Raw genomic sequence first — 17,415 nt, forward strand, 5'->3', positions numbered from 1 at the left:
CGCCGACATGTCCGAGCCTGCGGCCACATCCGCTGACGGCGCGCCCTCGCCGGGGCCGCGCGCACGCCATGCGCTGCTGAAGCGCCTGGCCGATGTGGCGGCCTTGCCCGCCAGCCGGGTGAACGCCTTCGAGCGCGCGGTGGTCGGTGATCTGCTGGTGGAGATGCTGCGCCTGGCCACGCCCGACGATCGTCGCAGGGTGGCCGTGCGGCTGGCCCCGCTGGGCGAAATTCCCCACAGCCTGGCGCGGCTTCTGCTGCGGGACGAGCCGGATATCGCGGGGGTTCTGATCGAACAGTGCGCCGCCCTGTCGGACTCCGACCTGATGGCCTGCGCAGCCGAGGCCGGAGCGGAGCATCGCTTCCTGCTGGCCGCACGCCGCAACCTGTCCGAGGTGGTGACCGACGCCCTGCTGGCCCACAGAGAGCCGGCGGTGATCGAGGCGGTGCTGCGCAACACCACCGCGCGCCTGTCCCAGCCCGGAATCGAGACCGTGGTCACCATGAGCCGCATCCATCCCCAGTTGTGCCAGCATGTGTTGCGGCGGCCGGAGATGCGGCCCTCGGGGGCCTATGTGATGTTCTGGTGGTCCGGGCCGGACGAGCGGCGGGCCATCCTTCAGCGCTTCGCCGTATCGCGAGAGGTGATGCAGGAGGTGGTGGAGGACGTCTTCGCCATGGCCGCCGCCGAGGGATGGCAGGACCCGGTGTCGCGCAAGGCCCTGCAATTCATCGAGCGACGCCAGAGGAACCGCGCCGCCATCGAGAAGAGCCCCTATGACAGTCTGGAGCACGCCGTGTCCGAAGCGGCGTCGGGCGGACTGACCCGCGAGCTGGCGGCGGAGATTTCCTATCTGTCAGGGATCAAGCCCCTGACCGGAGCCAAGATCCTGGGCGACGTGGGCGGGGAACCCATGGCCATCCTGTGCAAGGCGACGGGGTTGTCCAAGGGCGACCTGCAGGGCCTGTGGCGCTCCATGCGTCGGCCCGAGACGACGGACGACGGCGGCTGGCACCCGGTCTGGGAACGGGTGATGATCACCTATGACATGTTCGCCGTGGACCGGGCCCAGACGGTGCTGCGCTACTGGAACTGGGCCCTGTCCTCGGCCCTCACACCGCAATTGATGCAGGCGATCCGGGAAGGCGATGAAGAGGCGCTGGACGAATACTCTGCCCCCGAGCGCGCCGCTATGCTGGCCCTGGCTGAAAACTTCGGACGCTGAACTGATCGACAGCTTTACAGATCAGAAAACGGATCAGCGTCGCCCCTATGCGTATTGCTGTTGATAAGCTGTCAAAAGAACTCTATTGCCAACACCCGATGGGGAGCGGCTGCCAGCTTCTGACCCGAACAAACAGCAGAACACCGGAAGCGCGATCATGGACGAAACGTCTGAACTTCTCGAAATGACCGCCGACATCGTGTCGGCCTATGTGAGCAACAACAACGTGGACGCCGAGGCCCTGACGGGCGTCATCCAGAGCGTCCATGCCGCCCTGGTGGTGGTCAAGGCGGGCGGCGCCCAGCCTGAGCCCGAGCCGCAGGAGCCGGCCGTGTCGGTGCGCAAGTCGATCACGCCGGACTTCCTGATCTGCCTGGAGGACGGCCGCAAGTTCAAGTCGCTGAAGCGCCACCTGCGCACCAAGTACGACATGAGCCCGGAAGAGTATCGGGCCAAGTGGGGCCTGCCCAAGGACTATCCCATGGTCGCCCCGAACTACGCCAAGGCCCGTTCGGAACTGGCCAAGCAGATGGGCCTGGGCCAGGGCGGCCGCAAACCCGCCCGCCGGCCGCGCGCCAAGTAAGACAGCCTGCCCGTCAGGCTGGAAACGCCCGCCCCGGTCGCCGGGGCGGGCGTTTTCCTGTTCAGCCCCTGAAAAATCCCGCTCATCCCGGCGAAAGCCGGCATGAGGAAAGTCAGTGGATGGGTTCGGCAGCCACAGCCGGCGCAAGCTCCACCACCGGCATGCGCGCTGTGAAGGCCGAGCCCTCGCCCAGGGTGCTGTCCACCATCAGCCGCCCGCCGTGCAGTTCAGTCAGGGACCGCACCAGCGCCAGGCCCAGGCCCGTGCCCTGTTTCTTCTGGCCCGCGTCGCCGGCCTGCTCGAAGGGGCGGCCGAGCCGGCCCAGATCCTCGGCGGCGATCCCCACGCCGGTGTCCGAAACCACCACTTCAAGATACGGGCCCACCGCCTCGGCGGACAGGGTCACCGAGCCCGGCGCCGGGGTGAACTTCACCGCATTGGCCAGCAGGTTGAGGGTGATCTGTTTCAGGGCGCGGCGATCCGCCATGACGGTCAGGGGGGCGGGCGGCAGCACGCTGGTCAGGACCACCCCCTTCTCGTCGGCGTTCAGGCGCACCATGGCCACGGCTTCGGACAGGACGTCCCGGGCGTCGAACCGCTCCAGCGCCAGTTCGTAACGGTCCGCCTCGATCTTGGAGACGTCCAGCACGTCGTTGATGACGGCCAGAAGATGCCCGCCCGCCTCGTGGATGGAGACGGCGTAGTCGGCGTATTTCGGCGGCAGCGGACCGAACAGACTCTGGCGCATGATGTCCGAGAAGCCCACCACGGCGTTCAGCGGCGTGCGCAGTTCGTGGCTCATGGCCGCCAGGAACCGGGTCTTTCCCTTGTCGCGGGCCTCGGCCTCGCCCCGGGCGGCGTCCAGGGCGGCCTCGCGGGCGTACTGGGCGGTGGCGTCATGCATCTGCCCGATCAGGCGGCCGTCCTGCATCCGCTTGAGCGCCAGCATCACGCGCCGGTCCAGCGCTTCGCGCGGGGCGAAGCGCGTCTGGGCGTCAAGGCCGTTCAGGGCCTTGTCCATTCCCGACAGCACCGCAGGCCGGTCGGGTCCGTGGACGGCGGCGATCAGGCCCTGCTCGAACAGGATGTGGGCCGGCAGGCCCGGCGGCGGCGCGCCGTAGGCGGCCAGCACCCGGCCCGACGGCGTCAGCACCACGGTCAGGCCCGGCTGACAGGTCAGGATCGCCTCGTACCGCTCCAGACCCGCGTCAGCCCGCTCGAGACGCATCTGGGCGGTGAAAAAGGACAGGCGCAAGGCCAGGGCCGCGGCTGCGGCGGTCATCACCCCGGTCAGGGCGGCCAGGACGGCGTTGTCGCCGACGGGCGCGCCGATCGCCGCGGCCGCCAGACCGCCCACCGCCGCCAGGCCGGTCCCCAGCGCGCCCATCTGGCCCAGCCGGACGCCGCCGAGCGCCAGTCCCGCGATCAGGGGCATGAAGACGAAAGCGGCCAGCGGTCCGCCCAGACCCTCGGACAGCACCGCCGCCACGATGGCGGACAGGCTCCACGCGGTCAGCAGGATGACCCTCTGCCGGAAGCCGTCGCGTCTCAGCAACAGCAGGCCGCCCAGACCGGGCGCCACCATGATCATCAGGGCCAGGGCGGCGGGGCCCTCGGCCCCCGCGCCTACGAACCGGCCGCCAAGGGCCAGCACCGCGCAGGCGGTGGCCCAGCCCGCATGCCACATGGCCAGGGACGGCGCGCCGGCTGCTGACACGGCGGCGTCAGGCCCGGAGGTGGAGGCGGCGGGAGAGGTCAAGCGCGGCGGGGTCCGTTGCGATTTAGAGTCAGGCGCGGCGTTCGGCGCGACAGACCAGACTAGAGGGCCGGAGGAAATCCGGCGAGATCGCTCGCGTCCGAGGCGACCAGATTTCGGTGGACCATCCGCGCGGGGGTGGGGACGGCGGCGGTTGTGGGCCGCCGCCGGGGCGTCTATCTGCGCGTCATGACCGACGCCCCCCTGACCCCGCCCGACCACAGCATCGACGAGACCCTGGCCGAACTGGCCGAGGAATTCGACCTGCTGGGCGACTGGGAGCCGCGCATCGAATACGTCATCGAGCTGGGCAAGGGCCTGACGCCGCTGCCTGATCATGCACGGGTCGAGGCCAACAAGGTGCCCGGCTGCGCGGCCCAGGTGTGGCTGCATGTGATCCGCGACGGGGGGCGGCTGTTCTTCCTGGCGGATTCCGACAGCCACCTGTCCAAGGGCAACATCGCCCTGTTGCTGCGCCTGTACTCGGGCCGGGAGCCCGCCGAGATCCTGGCCTTCGACGCCCGCGCGGCCATGGACCGGCTGGGCCTGCCCCAGGCCCTGACCATGCAGCGCGCCAACGGCCTGAACGCCATGATCGGGCGAATCCGTCAGGAAGCGGCGACGGGGGCCTGAGCGCGCCGCCGTTGCACGGTGCAATTGGTGCAATTGGTGCAATCGCGCGGACGAAGACCGGGGGCGCCCTAGCGCCGGACGGGCGGGCGTTCCAGGCGGACGCGCAGGATCTTCAGGCCGCGCACATCCTCGGCGATGAAGCGCACGCCCTTGAAGTTCAGGACGTCTCCCCGCTTGGGCAGCACGCCGTTTCTGGCCAGGAACAGGCCGGCGACCGTGGAAACCTCGGGATGGCCGACATCAAGGCCGTGATCCTCCTCCAGCTCCGCCAGGGTGACCTCGCCGTCCAGCAGCATGGCCCCGTCGGGCAGGACCGTGATCCAGTCCGACGCGGCGCCCTCATCGTCGATCAGATCGGCGACCAGATCATCCATGGTGACGAAGCCCAGCGCGCCGCCGAACTCGTCGACCACCAGGGCGGCATGCACCCGCTGTTTCTTGAACAGGGCCATCAGGTCGTAGGCGGACATGCCCGCGGCCACGCGCGGCGCCGGCCGCACGAGAGCCCTGAGGTCGATGTCGGCCTGGGCCACGCGGGCGCGGATGAAGTCCTTGACGTGCAGCACCCCCACCACCTCGTCCAGCGAGGCGCCGAACACCGGATAGCGGGCCAGGGTGTGGCCGGTGATGATGGCCGCGACCTCGTCGGGGGAGGCTGACAGGGGAATGGCGACCATGCGGGCGCGCGAGGTCATCAGCTCCTGGGCGGTGCGATCCTCCATCTCGAAGATGTTCTCGATCAGCCGGGCCTGGGCGACGTTCATGTGGCCGCCGGACATCATCTCCTCGGTGGCGATTTCCAGCTCCTGATAGCTGTAGAGCATGGCGCCCTTGCCCGGATCGGGAATGCCCAGCAGGCGCATCAGACCGAAGGCGGTCCGGTTCAGAAGCATGACCATGGGCCGGAACAGGACGCCGAACAGGCGCATCACCGGATTGAGGACGATGCTGACCTTCTCGGGGGACTGCAGCGCCAGGGCCTTGGGGATCATTTCCCCGAAGACCACGTGCAGGAAGGTGATCCCGCTGAGCGCGATGGCGAAGCCCACGGCGTGGGACTGGTCGTAGCTGAGCCCCAGGCCTTCCAGCGGCCCGTAAAGCCAGCGGGCGACGGCGGGCTCGCCGTACATGCCCAGGCCGATGCTGGCCAGGGTGATGCCCAGCTGGGCGATAGCGATGTAGGAATCCTTGCCGGCCTCGCGATCGAACACCCGCAGCAACCAGCGGGCCGCGCGGTCGCCGTCCTGCGCCAGGGTCTCGAAGCGGCTGCGCCGGGCGCCCACCAGCCCGAACTCGGCCGCCACGAAAAGGCCGTTGACGATCACCAGGGCCAGGACGGCGGCGATGGGCAGCAGGACGTCGGTCATTCCCCGACCTCCGGTCCGCGCCGGATGCGCACGCGGCGCACCGCATGGCCCTCCATGGCCTCCACCACCAGCCGGACGGGCGAGTCCTCCACCGCCACCTGGTCCCCCACCACCGGCAAGCGTCCCAGTTCGTGCCAGACAAGGCCGCTGACGGTGTCGGCCCGGTCCTCGGGCAGGACCACGCCGTGGCGGTCGGCCAGCATGGCCAGACGCACATCGCCCCGGACGCTCAGGTCCGGGCCGTCGACGACGAACAGTTCGTCCTCGTCGTCGAACTCGTCCTGAACCTCGCCGAAGACTTCCTCGAGGGCGTCTTCCAGCGTCACAAGGCCGGTGAAGCTGCCGTACTCATTGATGACCATGGCGCTGCGCCGGCCGTGCTCGCGCAGGGTCTGCCACAGGCTGGGCACGCTCATCACGTCGGCGACGATCAGGGGATCGCGCCGGATGGAGCCCACCAGGGCGTGCGGGGTCTTTTCGAACGTGGCGAACAGGGTGCGCAGGTGGATGATGCCCACCACGTCGTCGGTAGTCTCGCCGGTCACCGGAAAGCGGGAATAGGGCGTCTCGGCGACCCGCTTCAGCGCCGCCTCGACGGTTTCCGTCGCCTTGACCCGGACCATGCGGGTGCGGGGGGTCATGATCTCGCGCACCCGCCGCCCGTGGACACTGAGGGCGCCGGCCAGCATGTCCCGCTCGTCCGCGTCGATCAGCCCCCCGGCGGCGCTGGCCTTGAACAGACCTTCCAGCTCATCGGGGGAATGGACGTGGGTATGGCTGTGATCGGCGCTGAGCCGGAACAGCCGCATGATGGCGAAGGCGGTCCCGTTGAAGACGAAGATCAGCGGCCGGAACAGCAGCAGGCTGAACCGCATGGGCGCCAGGGTGGCCATGGACAGCCGCTCGGGATAGCGAAGGGCGATGGTCTTGGGCAGCAGTTCGCCCAGCACGACCTGAACCATGGTGACGGCCAGCAGCACGATGATGATCGCGGTCACCTGGCCGCCCACGGCGCCCAGAAGCGGGGCCAGCAAGGGGGTCAGCTGGGCCTGCCCATAGGCGCCCGCCACCAGGCTGCTGATGGTGATGCCGATCTGGCAGCCCGCCACATAGTCGTCCAGCCGCGCCCGATCGCGCAGGATGGCGAGCAACTGGCCGGCGGGACGACTGCCGGCCTCGGCGCCCTCCTGCACCCGCGACTTGCGCGCGCCGACGGTGGCGAACTCCGCCGCCACATACAGCGCGTTCGCAGCCACCATGAGGAAGATCACGCCGATGGGGATCAGGAAGCTGAAAATTGTACGGGCGCCTCGGTGACGGAGATCCGGGCCATACCAGCGCGCCGCCGGAACGACAATCGCGATGACAGGGCCGGACGACCAGTGCGCCCTGAACGCAGGACTCCCGTCATCCGATCCCGTAATGACGCGCCAGATCGGCCAGGGCCTGCTTCAGGATGGTCTTGCCCTGACGGCGACGCAGGCCGAGGCCCTGTTCGGCCAGCTGGAGCGACGAGCCGTGGATGCAGATGCGCTCCAGCATGGCGCGGCGTCCGGGCGTGGCGGCGTCCAGGGCGGCCTGGACCCGCCGGCGGGCCTGAAGCGCGCGCTCGCCGGGCCCCGAGGGCGTCCCCTGCCCGGCCCCGGCGCGCGGCAGGGCGTCCCATCGCATGGTCAGGGACGGCCCCAGACTGGCCAGCTCGGCGTCCGCGCGCAGCTTCTCGCCCGCCGCCACCTCGGCCGGCGACAGCCATGGCCGACCGCTGGGGTCCTTGCGCCGGGCCAGCCACAGGATCGGCGACTCCCCCAGATTGACGGCGCGCGGTTTCACGGCCCCGTCCGGCGCCGTGACCGGGCGCGTCCCCGGCACGAAGCCGGGACGCCCGCCGCCTGAGGGACGCGGCGGGACCGCCCCCGCGCGCGCCGTCCAGCCGCCGCCCTCGCGCACCGCCAGTCCCGGATCGCGCGCCAGATCGCGGAAGGCGGCCTCGTCCAGGGTCAGGACCGGTCGGCGGCGGCGGTCCGGCCCGAGCCGCAATCGGTAGCGGCCGGGCCCGGGCGCCGCCTCGATCCAGGCGCCGGGGCGGGCCAGCAGGGCGCGCAGACGCTCGCTCATGCCGCCGCAGCCTCCCGTCCGGCGATCTCGGCCAGCCCGCGGCCGACCCGGTCCAGCAGGCCGTCCAGGGCGGGGTCGTCGCGCCTGTCCTCCACCTCGCGGCACGCCTTGGCCACGGTGGTGCGGTCGCGGTCGAAGGCGGCCCCCACCCGATACAGCGGCCAGCCGTACTCGGTGTGGCTGAGATACCAGGCCAGGGCGCGGGCGCGGCGCACCTCGTCAGGCAGCCGGCGGCGCGACTGCATGGCCGCGGCGGGCACCCCCGTCACACTGGCCACCGCCTGCATGGCCAGAAGCGCACGGGCGCGGTCGGCGCGGACCCGCTCCACCCTCTGCTCCAGTGTTTCGTCGTGGTCGTCCATCATCATCCTCACTCCGGTTCCTGCGCCCCAGCGGCGCGACGCCATGCTGGACCCGCCCGGAAGCAGTGCGGATTATATTCCTATTTTGTGCGTCAGTATCGGACGCATCCCGTTAAGGCCTGCGGCATTGGCGTGGCGAAAATGCGGGATCAAGGGCGGCCGAACGCGTTCGCATTCGGCCGGCTCCCTGCTCGCGCGGGACCCGCCAGGCGAGGCGCGGCAAAGAAATATCGAATCGTTGACTCGTTCTGCTGGACGCCGATTCGCAAATCAGACTATCGATTCGGCATTAACCGTTCTTAAGGTTTTTGCGGCCTTAACTGGTCGGAAAGGTTACCCGCTCGTCCGTGAGCGGCCTTATGGTCAAGGTTCGCCTGGAGGGGCATCAATGCGTGTTCTGCTGATTGAAGACGACAGCGCGACCGCGCAGAGCATCGAGCTGATGCTCAAGTCGGAAGGCTTCAACGTCTACACGACCGATCTGGGTGAGGAAGGCATCGATCTGGGCAAGATCTATGACTATGACCTCATTCTGCTGGACCTGAACCTGCCTGACATGAACGGCCTCGAGGTCCTGCGTCAGCTGCGCGTGGGCAAGATCAACACCCCGGTCATGATCCTGTCGGGCTCGACCGAGGTTGAGACCAAGGTCAAGACCTTCGGCGGCGGCGCCGACGACTATCTGACCAAGCCGTTCCACAAGGACGAGCTGGTGGCGCGCGTGCACGCCGTGGTGCGTCGCTCCAAGGGGCACGCCCAGGCCATCATCACCACCGGCGAGATCGCGGTGAACCTGGACGCCAAGACGGTGGAGGTGGACGGCCACCGGGTCCACCTGACCGGCAAGGAATACCAGATGCTGGAGCTGCTTTCCCTGCGCAAGGGCACGACCCTGACCAAGGAAATGTTCCTGAACCACCTGTACGGCGGCATGGACGAGCCCGAGCTGAAAATCATCGACGTGTTCATCTGCAAGCTGCGCAAGAAGCTGGCCACGGCCGCCGGCGGCAAGCACTACATCGAGACCGTCTGGGGCCGGGGCTATGTGCTGCGCGACCCGCACGAGAACGCCACGGCCAACGCGGCCTGATCGTCCCGATCACAGACTACGGAAAGGCCCGCCGGATCGCTCCGGCGGGCCTTTCTGCTTTTGGCCCTAGAGGTCGCCCAGCGCCAGGAACGCGCGGGCGGCGGCGTAGTCTCCGGCCTCGAAATGCACGCGCATGACGCTGTCGTCGCGGAACAGGAACTCCACCGTGAACCGCTCGCGCGGGTCCAGGTCGGCGAGAGCCTCGGCCGCCGCGTCGGGGAAGCGCCACAGCTCGCCCTGGGCGCGACCTTCAGGCAGCAGGGCGGCCGGGGCCAGCTCGCTGGATGAAGCCCAGAAGGCGCGGCGGGCGGTGGCGGGCGGCAGGGGCGCGAGGCTGGCCTGGACGATCCAGGGCTGACGCGCCCGGCCCGGATCGCGCATCACCACGCGAGCGCCGTAGGGCCGGGGGCCGCCGGGAAAGGACACCGCCGCCGCCAGACCCTCTTCGCCGCCGGGCGAGACCACGCGGCCGAAGGTCACCGGGGCTGACCGGAAGCGACCCATCTGGGACAGGCGCCAGGCGTCGCGGGCGTAGCGGGTGCGGTCAGCGGTCCAGTCCTGACGCGCCCCGGGAAAGGTCATGCGGGCGGTGCGCAGCCAGCCGGCGAACCCGTCGCGCACGCGGGCCGCGGCGGTGGTCAGGTCCTGCGAGGCGCAATCCGCCGAACGGGCGCGGTTCGCCGCGCGGGTCCGCGTCGCGGCCAGGGCGGGCTCGGGCGTTCCGGCGCGCAGGGCCGCGCCCCGCGCCTGATGGGTCGACACATCCAGCGCCGCGCGCACCGGGGCGGCGAACAGGCCACAGCGGGCGTCCGCCGCCAGCATTAGGCTGCGTTCGTAATAGAGGCGTTCGGCCCCCGCCTGCGCCGCCCCCGCAGAGAGGGCCAGCAGCGCCGCGCCGGTCGCCAGACGTTCTGTCAGGCCTTTGATCATGGGGCCAGACTAGGCCATACCCCTTCCGGTCCCGTTTCCTTTCAGGGTTAGCGAATTGCTTATCGTCAGTGACGTGTGGGTCAGCGCCCTGATCCGCCGCGCCGAACTGTCCGGGGCCTTCGCCACGGTCGTGCGCAAGGGCGACGCCCGGGCCGGCAGCGTCATCGTCAAGGCGTATGACACCAGTGAGCGCAAGGCGCGGCTGTACAGCGAAGCCTTCGGTCCGGACGGCGAGCGGCTGTGGATCCAGCCCGTCTCCAGCGATCAGGAAAGCGAGCTGGACGCCTATATACAAAGACAGGTCGGCTATGATCCCGACCTGTGGGTGGTGGAGGTCGAGGACCGCCAGGGCCGCCATTTCATCACCGAGACGGTGCAGGGCGAGCGGTCGTAAATCCTTAACCGCGTTCGTGAACCGGGCCGAAAGCGCGCCCGGCTAGTCTCATCATCAACGGGCGAAGAATGCGTCCGACAATGATGGTGATGGCGCAGTGCTCTTTCTGCTGAACGATGTGGTGTTCGACCTGGACGCGGCCTGTCCGGTCACGGCGGCCGACGCGCGCCGGTTCGACCGGCTGGATCTGGACTATGTGCTGGAGCTGGCGTGCGAGATGTTCGCCGGAGATCCGATGCTGCATCACAACGATCCCGAGCGCGCGCTGCGTCTGGCGTGGCTGATCGCCGACCGGGCGCCGGAGCTGAACGCGGCCATGTTCGCCGCGCCGGAAAAAGACTGTGCGCCCGAGTTGGTGGAGCCGCGCTTCTGCGCCCTGCCCGCCCCGATCATGCGCCAGCTTCACGCCCGCGCGGCCAGGGGCGCGCTGGACGCCGTGGCCGCCGACAAGGCGGTGTGGGGCCGGCTGGCGGCGTGATCTAGAGGATCACGCGGAACAGGGCGTTCACCGCGAAGGCCACGCCCAGCAACAGGGCGAACCCGATGACAAGGTAGAGGCCGGGGTGCAACTCGCCCGGCTTGTGGAAGGCAGGGGGCGCGTCCTCGCGCGAGTGCGGGGTCATGGTCATGTGGTTTCCTCCTTCAGCGGCGGAAGGCTGCATGGCCCTGCCGTCTCGCGTTACGGATATGTAATGTACCACGAATAGCCCTGTTCCGCGAGGGGTTATGGACCGGGCGCAACACGTCTCGACTCCGCGATCATGCAGACGCTAGATTTCCGTCGGGAACGGGGGATTGAGCATGTCTGGACTGAAACCGGCGCGGATCGCCATGGCGGCGCTGGCGCTGATGCTGCTGGCCGTATCGCCGGCGCGGGCGGACTGGCTGCGCGCCGAGAGCGAGCGGTTCGTCATCTACAGCGACGGCGATGAGCGGAACCTGAGAGCCTATGTCCAGAAGCTGGAGACCTTCGACAGGGTGCTGCGCCTGTTCATGGGGCTGCCGATGGAGCAAGCCCCGCCGCGCAAATTTCCGATCTATCTGATCGGGCAGCAGCGCGATCTGGCCCGGGTGCTGCCGAGCGCGATCCAGAACCAGGCGGGCGTGTACATCACCGTGGAGCAGGACATCTTCGCGGTCGCCACGCGGTCGCGAAACGACGACTCGACCCTGCTGCACGAATACGCCCACCACTTCATGTTCCAGAATTTCAACTTCCCCTACCCCGCGTGGTTCGTGGAAGGATTCGCGGAGTACTACGCCGCCTCGACCATCGAGCCCGGCCGCGTCGAGGTGGGCCTCTACAACGAGAACCGGGTCGCCTGGCTTCAGAACGGCCAGTGGATGCGGATGGAGGACGTGCTGGCCGGGCGCGCGCGCAACGCCCGGGGGGACCGGTTCAACGAGACCTATTATCCGCTGGCGTGGCTGCTGACCCACTGGTTCATGGGCGACGTGGAGCGGCGCGCAGCGATGCAGCGGTATCTGGCGGATGTGGGCTCAGGCGGTGATCCGGTGGAGGCTCTGGAGCGGCACACGGGCCTCACGCCGATCGCGCTGCGTGACGCCCTGCGCGCCTATATGCGAGGGCGTATTCCGTATTCGCGGGTGAGCCATCCCTTCCCGACAGCCCCTGTCGCCATAGAACGCCTGCCGCGCTCAGCCAACGATCTGCTGCTCATCAATCAGCAGTTGAAGCTGGAGCGCGGAAGCGATGACGGTCTGATTGAGCAGGTCCGGCAACTGGCCGCCCGGCACCCCGGCGATCCATTTGCGCAACTGGTGCTCGGGCGGGGCGAAATCCTGCTTGGCGACCCTCAACAGGGAGAAACGGTCCTCAACGCTCTGCTGGATCAGCAGCCAGACAATGTCGAAGCCCTGCAACTGCTGGCCCTTTCGCGCATGAAAGGGGCCTCCGAACATCCCGAAGGCTACGATGTCGCCATGGGCCAGATGCGCGGTTTCCTGCAGCGGGCCTATGAGGCTGACGACGCGAACTACTACACCTTCCTGCTGATCGCCCAGAACCGTATCGGCGAGCCCGGCTATCCCAACGAGAACGATCTGGCGGCCTGGGAGCTGACCTACATCATTGCGCCGCAACTCGGGCAGGCCCGTTTCGGACTGGCGCAGGCGTTGATGGCCCACGATCGGAACGCCGAGGCCATCGCCCTGCTCGAGCCCCTGGCCAACGATCCGCACAACCCGCACAATGCGGCCATGGTGCGCACACTGATCGCGCGCGCCGAGGCGGGCCTGAACGGGGACGACGCGGACGCGCTGCCCTGGGACGAGGCGGATGGCGAGATGATGGACGACGGCGAATTCGACTAGGCTCCGTCCGAAGCAGGGGCTGGACGTCATCAAAGAGCGCCAGTCCCATCACCCGAGGTGACAGCGCGCCCTGTCCGCGCTATCGGCGCGGCCATGTCGAAAAGAACACTGCCTGAAGAAGCTGCGCGGCGGCGCACCTTCGCCATCATCGCGCACCCTGACGCGGGCAAGACCACCCTGACCGAGCACATCCTGCTGGCCGGGGGCGCCATCCGCGCGGCGGGGGCGGTGCGGGCGCGCGGCGAGAACCGTCGGACCCGCTCGGACTGGATGAAGATCGAGAAGGAGCGGGGCATCTCCGTCTCGGCGTCGGTGATGACGTTCGAGCACGACGACAAGATGTTCAACCTGCTGGACACCCCGGGGCACGAGGACTTCTCGGAGGACACCTACCGGACCCTGACGGCGGCGGACTGCGCCATCATGGTGCTGGACGCGGCCAAGGGCATCGAGCCCCAGACCCTGAAGCTGTTCGAGGTGTGTCGTCTTCGGGACATCCCGATCATCACCTTCATCAACAAGCTGGACCGCGAGGCCCAGGATCCCATGGCCCTGCTGGACGAGATCGCGTCCCGCCTGCAGCTGGATCCCTCCCCCATCTGGTGGCCGGCCCAGAGCGGAAACCGCCTGCGCGGCATGGTGGAGATGGGGACCGGCCGGTTCCAGCCCTACGCCCGCAAGGAAGCCGGGGCGACCGAGGACCCGGACCATCCCCCCGCCCTGCCCCTGTCGGACGCGGCGCAGTATTTCGAAGCGGGCGAGCAGGAGGCGCTGGTCGAGGCGGCGGAGCTGGTCGAGGGCGGCTACAAGCGGTTTGACGTGCAGGCGTTCCTGGAAGGCCACATGACCCCGGTGCTGTGGGGTTCGGCCCTGCGCCACTTCGGCATCGACGAACTGCTCAAGGCCATCGGCGACTGGGCCCCCGCGCCCAAGGTCATGAAGGCGAGGAAGGAAGCTCCGCCGGAGACCCGCAACGCGCCGGAGCCCGAGGACATCGTCGTGGAGCCGGGCAAGGACGAGGTCACCGGCTTCGTGTTCAAGGTCCAGGCCAATATGGACCCCAACCACCGCGACCGCATCGCCATGTTCCGCATGGCGTCGGGCCGCTTCCAGCGGGGCATGAAACTGAAGGTGCAGAACACGGGCAAGGCCCTGTCGGTGAACGCGCCGATCATGTTCTTCGCCTCCGATCGCGAACTGGCCGACGACGCCTTTGCCGGCGACGTGATCGGCATTCCCAACCATGGCGTGCTGCGGGTGGGCGACAGCCTGTCGGAGACGGGGCTGGTGCGTTTCGCCGGCCTGCCGAACTTCGCGCCGGAAATCCTGCAGCGGGTGCGGGTCAAGGATCCGCTCAAGGCCAAGCACCTGAAGAAGGCGCTGGAGGGTCTGGCCGAGGAAGGCGTGACCCAGCTGTTCCGCCCCGAACTGGGCGCGGACTTCATCGTCGGCGCGGTGGGCCAGCTGCAGTTCGAGGTCATGGCCGACCGGCTGAACAGCGAATACGGCCTGGATTCCATGTTTGAGCCCAGCCCCTGGGCCGAGGCCCGCTGGGTGTCCGGTGAGAAGGCCGATCTGGAAGACTTCATGGGCAAATACCGGCCCCAGATGGCCGCCGACATCGACGGCGCGCCGGTGTTCCTGGCCAAGTCCGCCTGGGAGACCGGCTATGTGGGCGAGCGCTTCCCGAAGGTGGCGTTCTCGCGGACCAAAGAGCGGGGATAAGCCGGCGCCGCCGCCTTCCCGAGGCCCTGATTCCGTGCTCTCATTCCTCGAGGCGCGGGGCGTCACGGGAAATTTTGCATGATCGTCGCGGTCGCCATGGCGGTTCTGTCAGGCCTTTCGGGGCAAGTGACGGTGCTGACCGGCTATGAGTCGGCTGTGCGCTGCGCGGGCCTGACCCAGGCGGCCTCGGAACTTGAAGGCGGCGAGAGCGCGCGGGGACAACGCCTGTTCGACGCCGCGCTCTACTGGTCGCTGGCCGCCGGCCAGGCCGCCGATGCGGCGGGCCGCCCCGCGGAAATCAGCGACAACGACCAGACCCGCGCCCGCATCCGGGCCGTCCGTGAATTGAACGCCGGCGAGGACGCCGCGCGCGAAGCCCTGTCCCGATGTCTGGAGCGGACGCCGGATCTGGGATGAACCTGCAAGCTTGGCGCTGAACCGCCGGCGCGGCGCTGCGTTTGCTTGTTGCGGGGCGGATGAGGTGAGGCGATCCCGATACGGGACAGAAGGCGAGTATGGGAATGTTCGAGTTCGGACGGGATCTGAGACGGCTCTTCGCGCAGGCGCGGGAGGGCGACGATCGCAGCTGGATCGAACTCATCGGCGCCGACCTGCTTGAAGCCGAAGCGCGGGGTCAGGCCACGGACGCCCACAGGACCCGCTGCCGCGAACCGGTGCTGACCGGCCTGAAGGCGTCGGCCCTGTGGCGCGAACACGCCCGCAGAACCGGCCGCCGCGACAGCCTCGCCCGCGCGCTTTCGGCCGCGTCCGACGCGGGCCAGGCGGCCGTGACCACGGACCAGCACATCGAGGCGGCCATGGAGACCGCCCTGTGCCTGATGCTGCAATATGAACAACGGGGCGGCGCCGACCTTCTGCAGCAGATCGATCTGGTGCTGGACGGCCACGAGACCGGACGCTCCGGCGCGCTGTCGGCGCGTCTGGCGGTCGCCCACGCCCGCCTGGAGGCCCTGAAGGCCCGGCGCAGCGGCGAGCCGGCCGCCATGCTGGACGCCTCGGCCCTGATGGATTCCGCCCTGCACGACGTGGCCAACCGGCCCGATCTGGCCCCGGAAGCGGCGGAGGTTCAGCTGGACCGCGCGGCGCTGGCGCTGGAGGCCGGCCTGCTGCGCGGCGACACACGCCTGCTGGACCAGGCCGGACGCGATCTGCGCGCCCTGGTGGCGTCAGCCTCGCCCGAGTACCGGCCGGTCACACGGGCGCGGGCGCTGACCTTGTGCGCCGCAGGCCTGTCGGCCCTGGCCGCCCTGGCGGGCGACGAAGAGGCGCGAAGCAAGGCGCACGAGCTGTTCGACGCCGCAGCCGACGCCTTCACCCCCGATCACAGCCCGCTGGACTGGGCCGCCATCGAACTGGCGCGCGCCGCGCGGGACATGAACCCCGACCTGGATCGCCTGATCGAGATCGAGACGGTTACCGCGGGCGAAGGCCTGATTCTGGGCGCCGTGGCGCGGGAGCGCCGCGTGGCCGTGGAGGCCCGGCAGGCGGAACTCGGCCGGGACGCCGCCCGGCTGGCCCGGATGGAGACGCGCCTGCGTCGGCGGCTGGCTACGGGTCAGGCGTCTGAAAATCCGCTCGACTGGGCCGTGGACCAGATCACCCTGTCGCAGGTGCAATTGACGCGGATGCGGCTCACCGGGCGCGGCGAGGCCGGGCATCTGGGGCTGGTGCTGGTGGAAGCGGCCGAGACCGCGCGGGATCTGGGAGCCGGACTGATCGCCGACCGGGCCAGGGCGCTTCTGACCATGGTCCGCCAGACCTTTCCGAGCAGCCCCGGTTGATCCGTCAGGCGGCCTGACGGCGCAGACGCCAGAAACGCAGGGTCCGCAGCGCCGTCTCACGCGGTAGTTCGGCGTAATGACGGGCGTACTCGCGCGCCTTGCCCATGGCGTTGTCCTCGCGGCTGAGCAGGACCACGGCGTAGGTAAGGAACAGGGCCTTGTCCAGGTCCGCCGATTTGCACACCACCGCCAGGGCGTCCATCTCGCGGCGCTCGACGATGGTGCGGGCGGTGTGGAAATCGATGTCCGACAGTTCCGCCAGGGCGATGAGGAAAGCGGTTCGACCGCCCGAGCGCAGGAAGCGGGCCAGAACCTGCGGGGTCAACTGATTGGCCGCGTTCAGCTCCTGAACATAGGCCAGTTGCTCGGCGTAGTCGGGCGGCAGGACCCCGTCAGCGGCGGCCACGCGCGCGCGGCCGGCCTCCAGCGCATTCTCCAGCAGGGCGGGATCCAGTTTGGCGTTCTGCTCCAGAATTTGCTGGCGCAGGCGGGCCTCGACCACGAAATACATCTCGTTGAGCAGGTCCGGCGGCAGACTGGTCCGGTTGACCACCGCCTCGTGCAGCGCGGGATTGGCCCGCGCCCGGTCCACCGCCGCCTCGCTGGAGGCGCGCGACATCCGGGCCCCGTCGTTGCGCAGCAGGGCGCCCAGGGTTTCATCGTCGCCCCGCTCGACGATCACCGAGGACAGCGCCTCGGACAACGAAGGGCGGCTCGATACGGCGCGCAGCCGCTCCTGCCCGCCTTCACGCACGGCCTTCATCAGGTCGTCCTGCTGCAGCACGGGCGACCAGGCCAGAACCGGCGCGGCCACCGCGTCAGAGTCGTCCTCGGCCAGGCGCCGGATCAGACGGATCGGAGCGTCCGCCTGGGCGGCGAAGCGCTGGGCCAGCTCGGCCCGGACCGCCTCCTCCATGTCGTCGGCCAGATGCGCCAGGACCACGCCGTAGTGTTCGGTCTCGGCCTCGGTCCTGGCCGTGGCGCCGAAGAAGTGGTCGGTCAGGTCGCGCAAGAGGGCGCGCCGCTTCTCGCTGGATCCCTCGCGGGCCAGATTGACCAGTTCAGGCAGGCGCGAGCCCGTCTCCACCGACTGGGTCAT

The 17,415-nt window shown here is 69.1% G+C and carries 18 protein-coding genes; 10 read left to right on the forward strand and 8 right to left on the reverse strand.

What is annotated here, in order from left to right:
• The first annotated feature begins 7 nt into the window (after positions 1–7).
• Positions 8–1,225: a DUF2336 domain-containing protein gene (locus ACK4FB_RS03595; protein WP_409747919.1), complete on the forward strand. Its 1,218-nt coding sequence runs from the start codon at positions 8–10 to the stop codon at positions 1,223–1,225.
• Positions 1,226–1,382: 157 nt separating this feature from the next.
• Positions 1,383–1,808: a MucR family transcriptional regulator gene (locus tag ACK4FB_RS03600; RefSeq protein ID WP_409747921.1), complete on the forward strand. Its 426-nt coding sequence runs from the start codon at positions 1,383–1,385 to the stop codon at positions 1,806–1,808.
• Between the two features lie 112 nt (positions 1,809–1,920).
• Here ACK4FB_RS03600 and ACK4FB_RS03605 read toward each other — a convergent pair whose 3' ends face one another.
• Positions 1,921–3,567: a sensor histidine kinase gene (locus ACK4FB_RS03605; protein WP_409747923.1), complete on the reverse strand. Its 1,647-nt coding sequence runs from the start codon at positions 3,565–3,567 to the stop codon at positions 1,921–1,923.
• A 186-nt stretch (positions 3,568–3,753) separates the two neighbouring features.
• On the opposite strand from ACK4FB_RS03605, the gene ACK4FB_RS03610 reads away from it, so the two are divergent.
• Entirely contained in the window at positions 3,754–4,197 is a 444-nt protein-coding gene (locus ACK4FB_RS03610; protein ID WP_409747925.1) for a SufE family protein, read from the forward strand.
• A gap of 68 nt (positions 4,198–4,265) precedes the next feature.
• Here the strand turns inward: ACK4FB_RS03610 and ACK4FB_RS03615 are convergent, their stop codons facing one another.
• The 4 genes from ACK4FB_RS03615 to ACK4FB_RS03630 form a co-directional block, all read right to left on the reverse strand.
• A complete protein-coding gene (locus tag ACK4FB_RS03615) occupies positions 4,266–5,564 on the reverse strand; it encodes a hemolysin family protein (protein ID WP_409747927.1) in 1,299 nt (432 codons plus the stop codon).
• Positions 5,561–6,823 (reverse strand): hemolysin family protein, encoded by a 1,263-nt coding sequence (locus tag ACK4FB_RS03620; protein ID WP_409747929.1) that lies wholly within the window; start codon positions 6,821–6,823, stop codon positions 5,561–5,563. Before ACK4FB_RS03620 ends, ACK4FB_RS03615 begins: the two co-directional genes overlap by 4 nt.
• 148 nt (positions 6,824–6,971) lie before the next feature.
• On the reverse strand, positions 6,972–7,679 hold the full coding sequence (locus ACK4FB_RS03625) for a DUF6456 domain-containing protein (RefSeq protein ID WP_409747931.1): 708 nt from the start codon (positions 7,677–7,679) through the stop codon (positions 6,972–6,974).
• Complete coding sequence (locus tag ACK4FB_RS03630; protein WP_409747933.1) at positions 7,676–8,047, reverse strand: helix-turn-helix domain-containing protein; 372 nt, start codon at positions 8,045–8,047, stop codon at positions 7,676–7,678. Before ACK4FB_RS03630 ends, ACK4FB_RS03625 begins: the two co-directional genes overlap by 4 nt.
• A 382-nt stretch (positions 8,048–8,429) precedes the next feature.
• Here ACK4FB_RS03630 and ctrA point away from each other — a divergent pair, with 382 nt between their 5' ends.
• Entirely contained in the window at positions 8,430–9,131 is a 702-nt protein-coding gene (gene ctrA, locus ACK4FB_RS03635) for a response regulator transcription factor CtrA (protein ID WP_409747935.1), read from the forward strand.
• A gap of 66 nt (positions 9,132–9,197) precedes the next feature.
• Here ctrA and ACK4FB_RS03640 read toward each other — a convergent pair whose 3' ends face one another.
• The gene (locus tag ACK4FB_RS03640; RefSeq protein ID WP_409747937.1) at positions 9,198–10,061 is read right to left on the reverse strand and encodes a hypothetical protein; all 864 of its coding nucleotides are present in this window, start codon (positions 10,059–10,061) and stop codon (positions 9,198–9,200) included.
• A gap of 55 nt (positions 10,062–10,116) precedes the next feature.
• On the opposite strand from ACK4FB_RS03640, the gene ACK4FB_RS03645 reads away from it, so the two are divergent.
• Together ACK4FB_RS03645 and ACK4FB_RS03650 are read left to right on the forward strand one after the other, a co-directional pair.
• Positions 10,117–10,455, forward strand: a complete 339-nt coding sequence (locus tag ACK4FB_RS03645) for a DUF1491 family protein (protein WP_409747939.1) — start codon at positions 10,117–10,119, stop codon at positions 10,453–10,455.
• 97 nt (positions 10,456–10,552) lie between these two features.
• Complete coding sequence (locus ACK4FB_RS03650; RefSeq protein ID WP_409747941.1) at positions 10,553–10,933, forward strand: hypothetical protein; 381 nt, start codon at positions 10,553–10,555, stop codon at positions 10,931–10,933.
• A 1-nt stretch (position 10,934) separates the two neighbouring features.
• Here the strand turns inward: ACK4FB_RS03650 and ACK4FB_RS03655 are convergent, their stop codons facing one another.
• Positions 10,935–11,084, reverse strand: a complete 150-nt coding sequence (locus tag ACK4FB_RS03655) for a hypothetical protein (RefSeq protein ID WP_409747943.1) — start codon at positions 11,082–11,084, stop codon at positions 10,935–10,937.
• 172 nt (positions 11,085–11,256) lie between these two features.
• On the opposite strand from ACK4FB_RS03655, the gene ACK4FB_RS03660 reads away from it, so the two are divergent.
• The 4 genes from ACK4FB_RS03660 (at position 11,257) to ACK4FB_RS03675 (ending at position 16,316) form a co-directional block, all read left to right on the forward strand.
• A complete protein-coding gene (locus ACK4FB_RS03660; protein ID WP_409747945.1) occupies positions 11,257–12,789 on the forward strand; it encodes a DUF1570 domain-containing protein in 1,533 nt (510 codons plus the stop codon).
• Between the two features lie 93 nt (positions 12,790–12,882).
• A complete protein-coding gene (locus ACK4FB_RS03665; RefSeq protein ID WP_409747947.1) occupies positions 12,883–14,514 on the forward strand; it encodes a peptide chain release factor 3 in 1,632 nt (543 codons plus the stop codon).
• Positions 14,515–14,592: 78 nt separating this feature from the next.
• Positions 14,593–14,931, forward strand: a complete 339-nt coding sequence (locus ACK4FB_RS03670) for a hypothetical protein (protein ID WP_409747949.1) — start codon at positions 14,593–14,595, stop codon at positions 14,929–14,931.
• Positions 14,932–15,035: 104 nt separating this feature from the next.
• Positions 15,036–16,316: a hypothetical protein gene (locus ACK4FB_RS03675; protein ID WP_409747951.1), complete on the forward strand. Its 1,281-nt coding sequence runs from the start codon at positions 15,036–15,038 to the stop codon at positions 16,314–16,316.
• Between the two features lie 4 nt (positions 16,317–16,320).
• Here the strand turns inward: ACK4FB_RS03675 and ACK4FB_RS03680 are convergent, their stop codons facing one another.
• Entirely contained in the window at positions 16,321–17,415 is a 1,095-nt protein-coding gene (locus ACK4FB_RS03680) for a DUF2336 domain-containing protein (protein WP_409747953.1), read from the reverse strand.

The organism is Brevundimonas sp. (genome assembly GCF_046299535.1).
Taxonomy (GTDB): Bacteria; Pseudomonadota; Alphaproteobacteria; order Caulobacterales; family Caulobacteraceae; genus Brevundimonas.

Bases quoted from the DNA above. Each gene is read 5' to 3' on its own strand.
- ACK4FB_RS03595 (WP_409747919.1), top strand. From the start codon at position 8: ATGTCCGAGCCTGCGGCCACATCCGCTGACGGCGCGCCCTCGCCGGGG.
- ACK4FB_RS03600 (WP_409747921.1), top strand. From the start codon at position 1,383: ATGGACGAAACGTCTGAACTTCTCGAAATGACCGCCGACATCGTGTCG.
- ACK4FB_RS03610 (WP_409747925.1), top strand. From the start codon at position 3,754: ATGACCGACGCCCCCCTGACCCCGCCCGACCACAGCATCGACGAGACC.
- ACK4FB_RS03615 (WP_409747927.1), bottom strand. From the start codon at position 5,564: ATGACCGACGTCCTGCTGCCCATCGCCGCCGTCCTGGCCCTGGTGATC.
- ACK4FB_RS03620 (WP_409747929.1), bottom strand. From the start codon at position 6,823: ATGGTGGCTGCGAACGCGCTGTATGTGGCGGCGGAGTTCGCCACCGTC.
- ACK4FB_RS03625 (WP_409747931.1), bottom strand. From the start codon at position 7,679: ATGAGCGAGCGTCTGCGCGCCCTGCTGGCCCGCCCCGGCGCCTGGATC.
- ACK4FB_RS03630 (WP_409747933.1), bottom strand. From the start codon at position 8,047: ATGATGATGGACGACCACGACGAAACACTGGAGCAGAGGGTGGAGCGG.
- ctrA (WP_409747935.1), top strand. From the start codon at position 8,430: ATGCGTGTTCTGCTGATTGAAGACGACAGCGCGACCGCGCAGAGCATC.
- ACK4FB_RS03640 (WP_409747937.1), bottom strand. From the start codon at position 10,061: ATGATCAAAGGCCTGACAGAACGTCTGGCGACCGGCGCGGCGCTGCTG.
- ACK4FB_RS03655 (WP_409747943.1), bottom strand. From the start codon at position 11,084: ATGACCATGACCCCGCACTCGCGCGAGGACGCGCCCCCTGCCTTCCAC.
- ACK4FB_RS03660 (WP_409747945.1), top strand. From the start codon at position 11,257: ATGTCTGGACTGAAACCGGCGCGGATCGCCATGGCGGCGCTGGCGCTG.
- ACK4FB_RS03665 (WP_409747947.1), top strand. From the start codon at position 12,883: ATGTCGAAAAGAACACTGCCTGAAGAAGCTGCGCGGCGGCGCACCTTC.
- ACK4FB_RS03670 (WP_409747949.1), top strand. From the start codon at position 14,593: ATGATCGTCGCGGTCGCCATGGCGGTTCTGTCAGGCCTTTCGGGGCAA.
- ACK4FB_RS03675 (WP_409747951.1), top strand. From the start codon at position 15,036: ATGTTCGAGTTCGGACGGGATCTGAGACGGCTCTTCGCGCAGGCGCGG.
- ACK4FB_RS03680 (WP_409747953.1), bottom strand. From the start codon at position 17,415: ATGACCCAGTCGGTGGAGACGGGCTCGCGCCTGCCTGAACTGGTCAAT.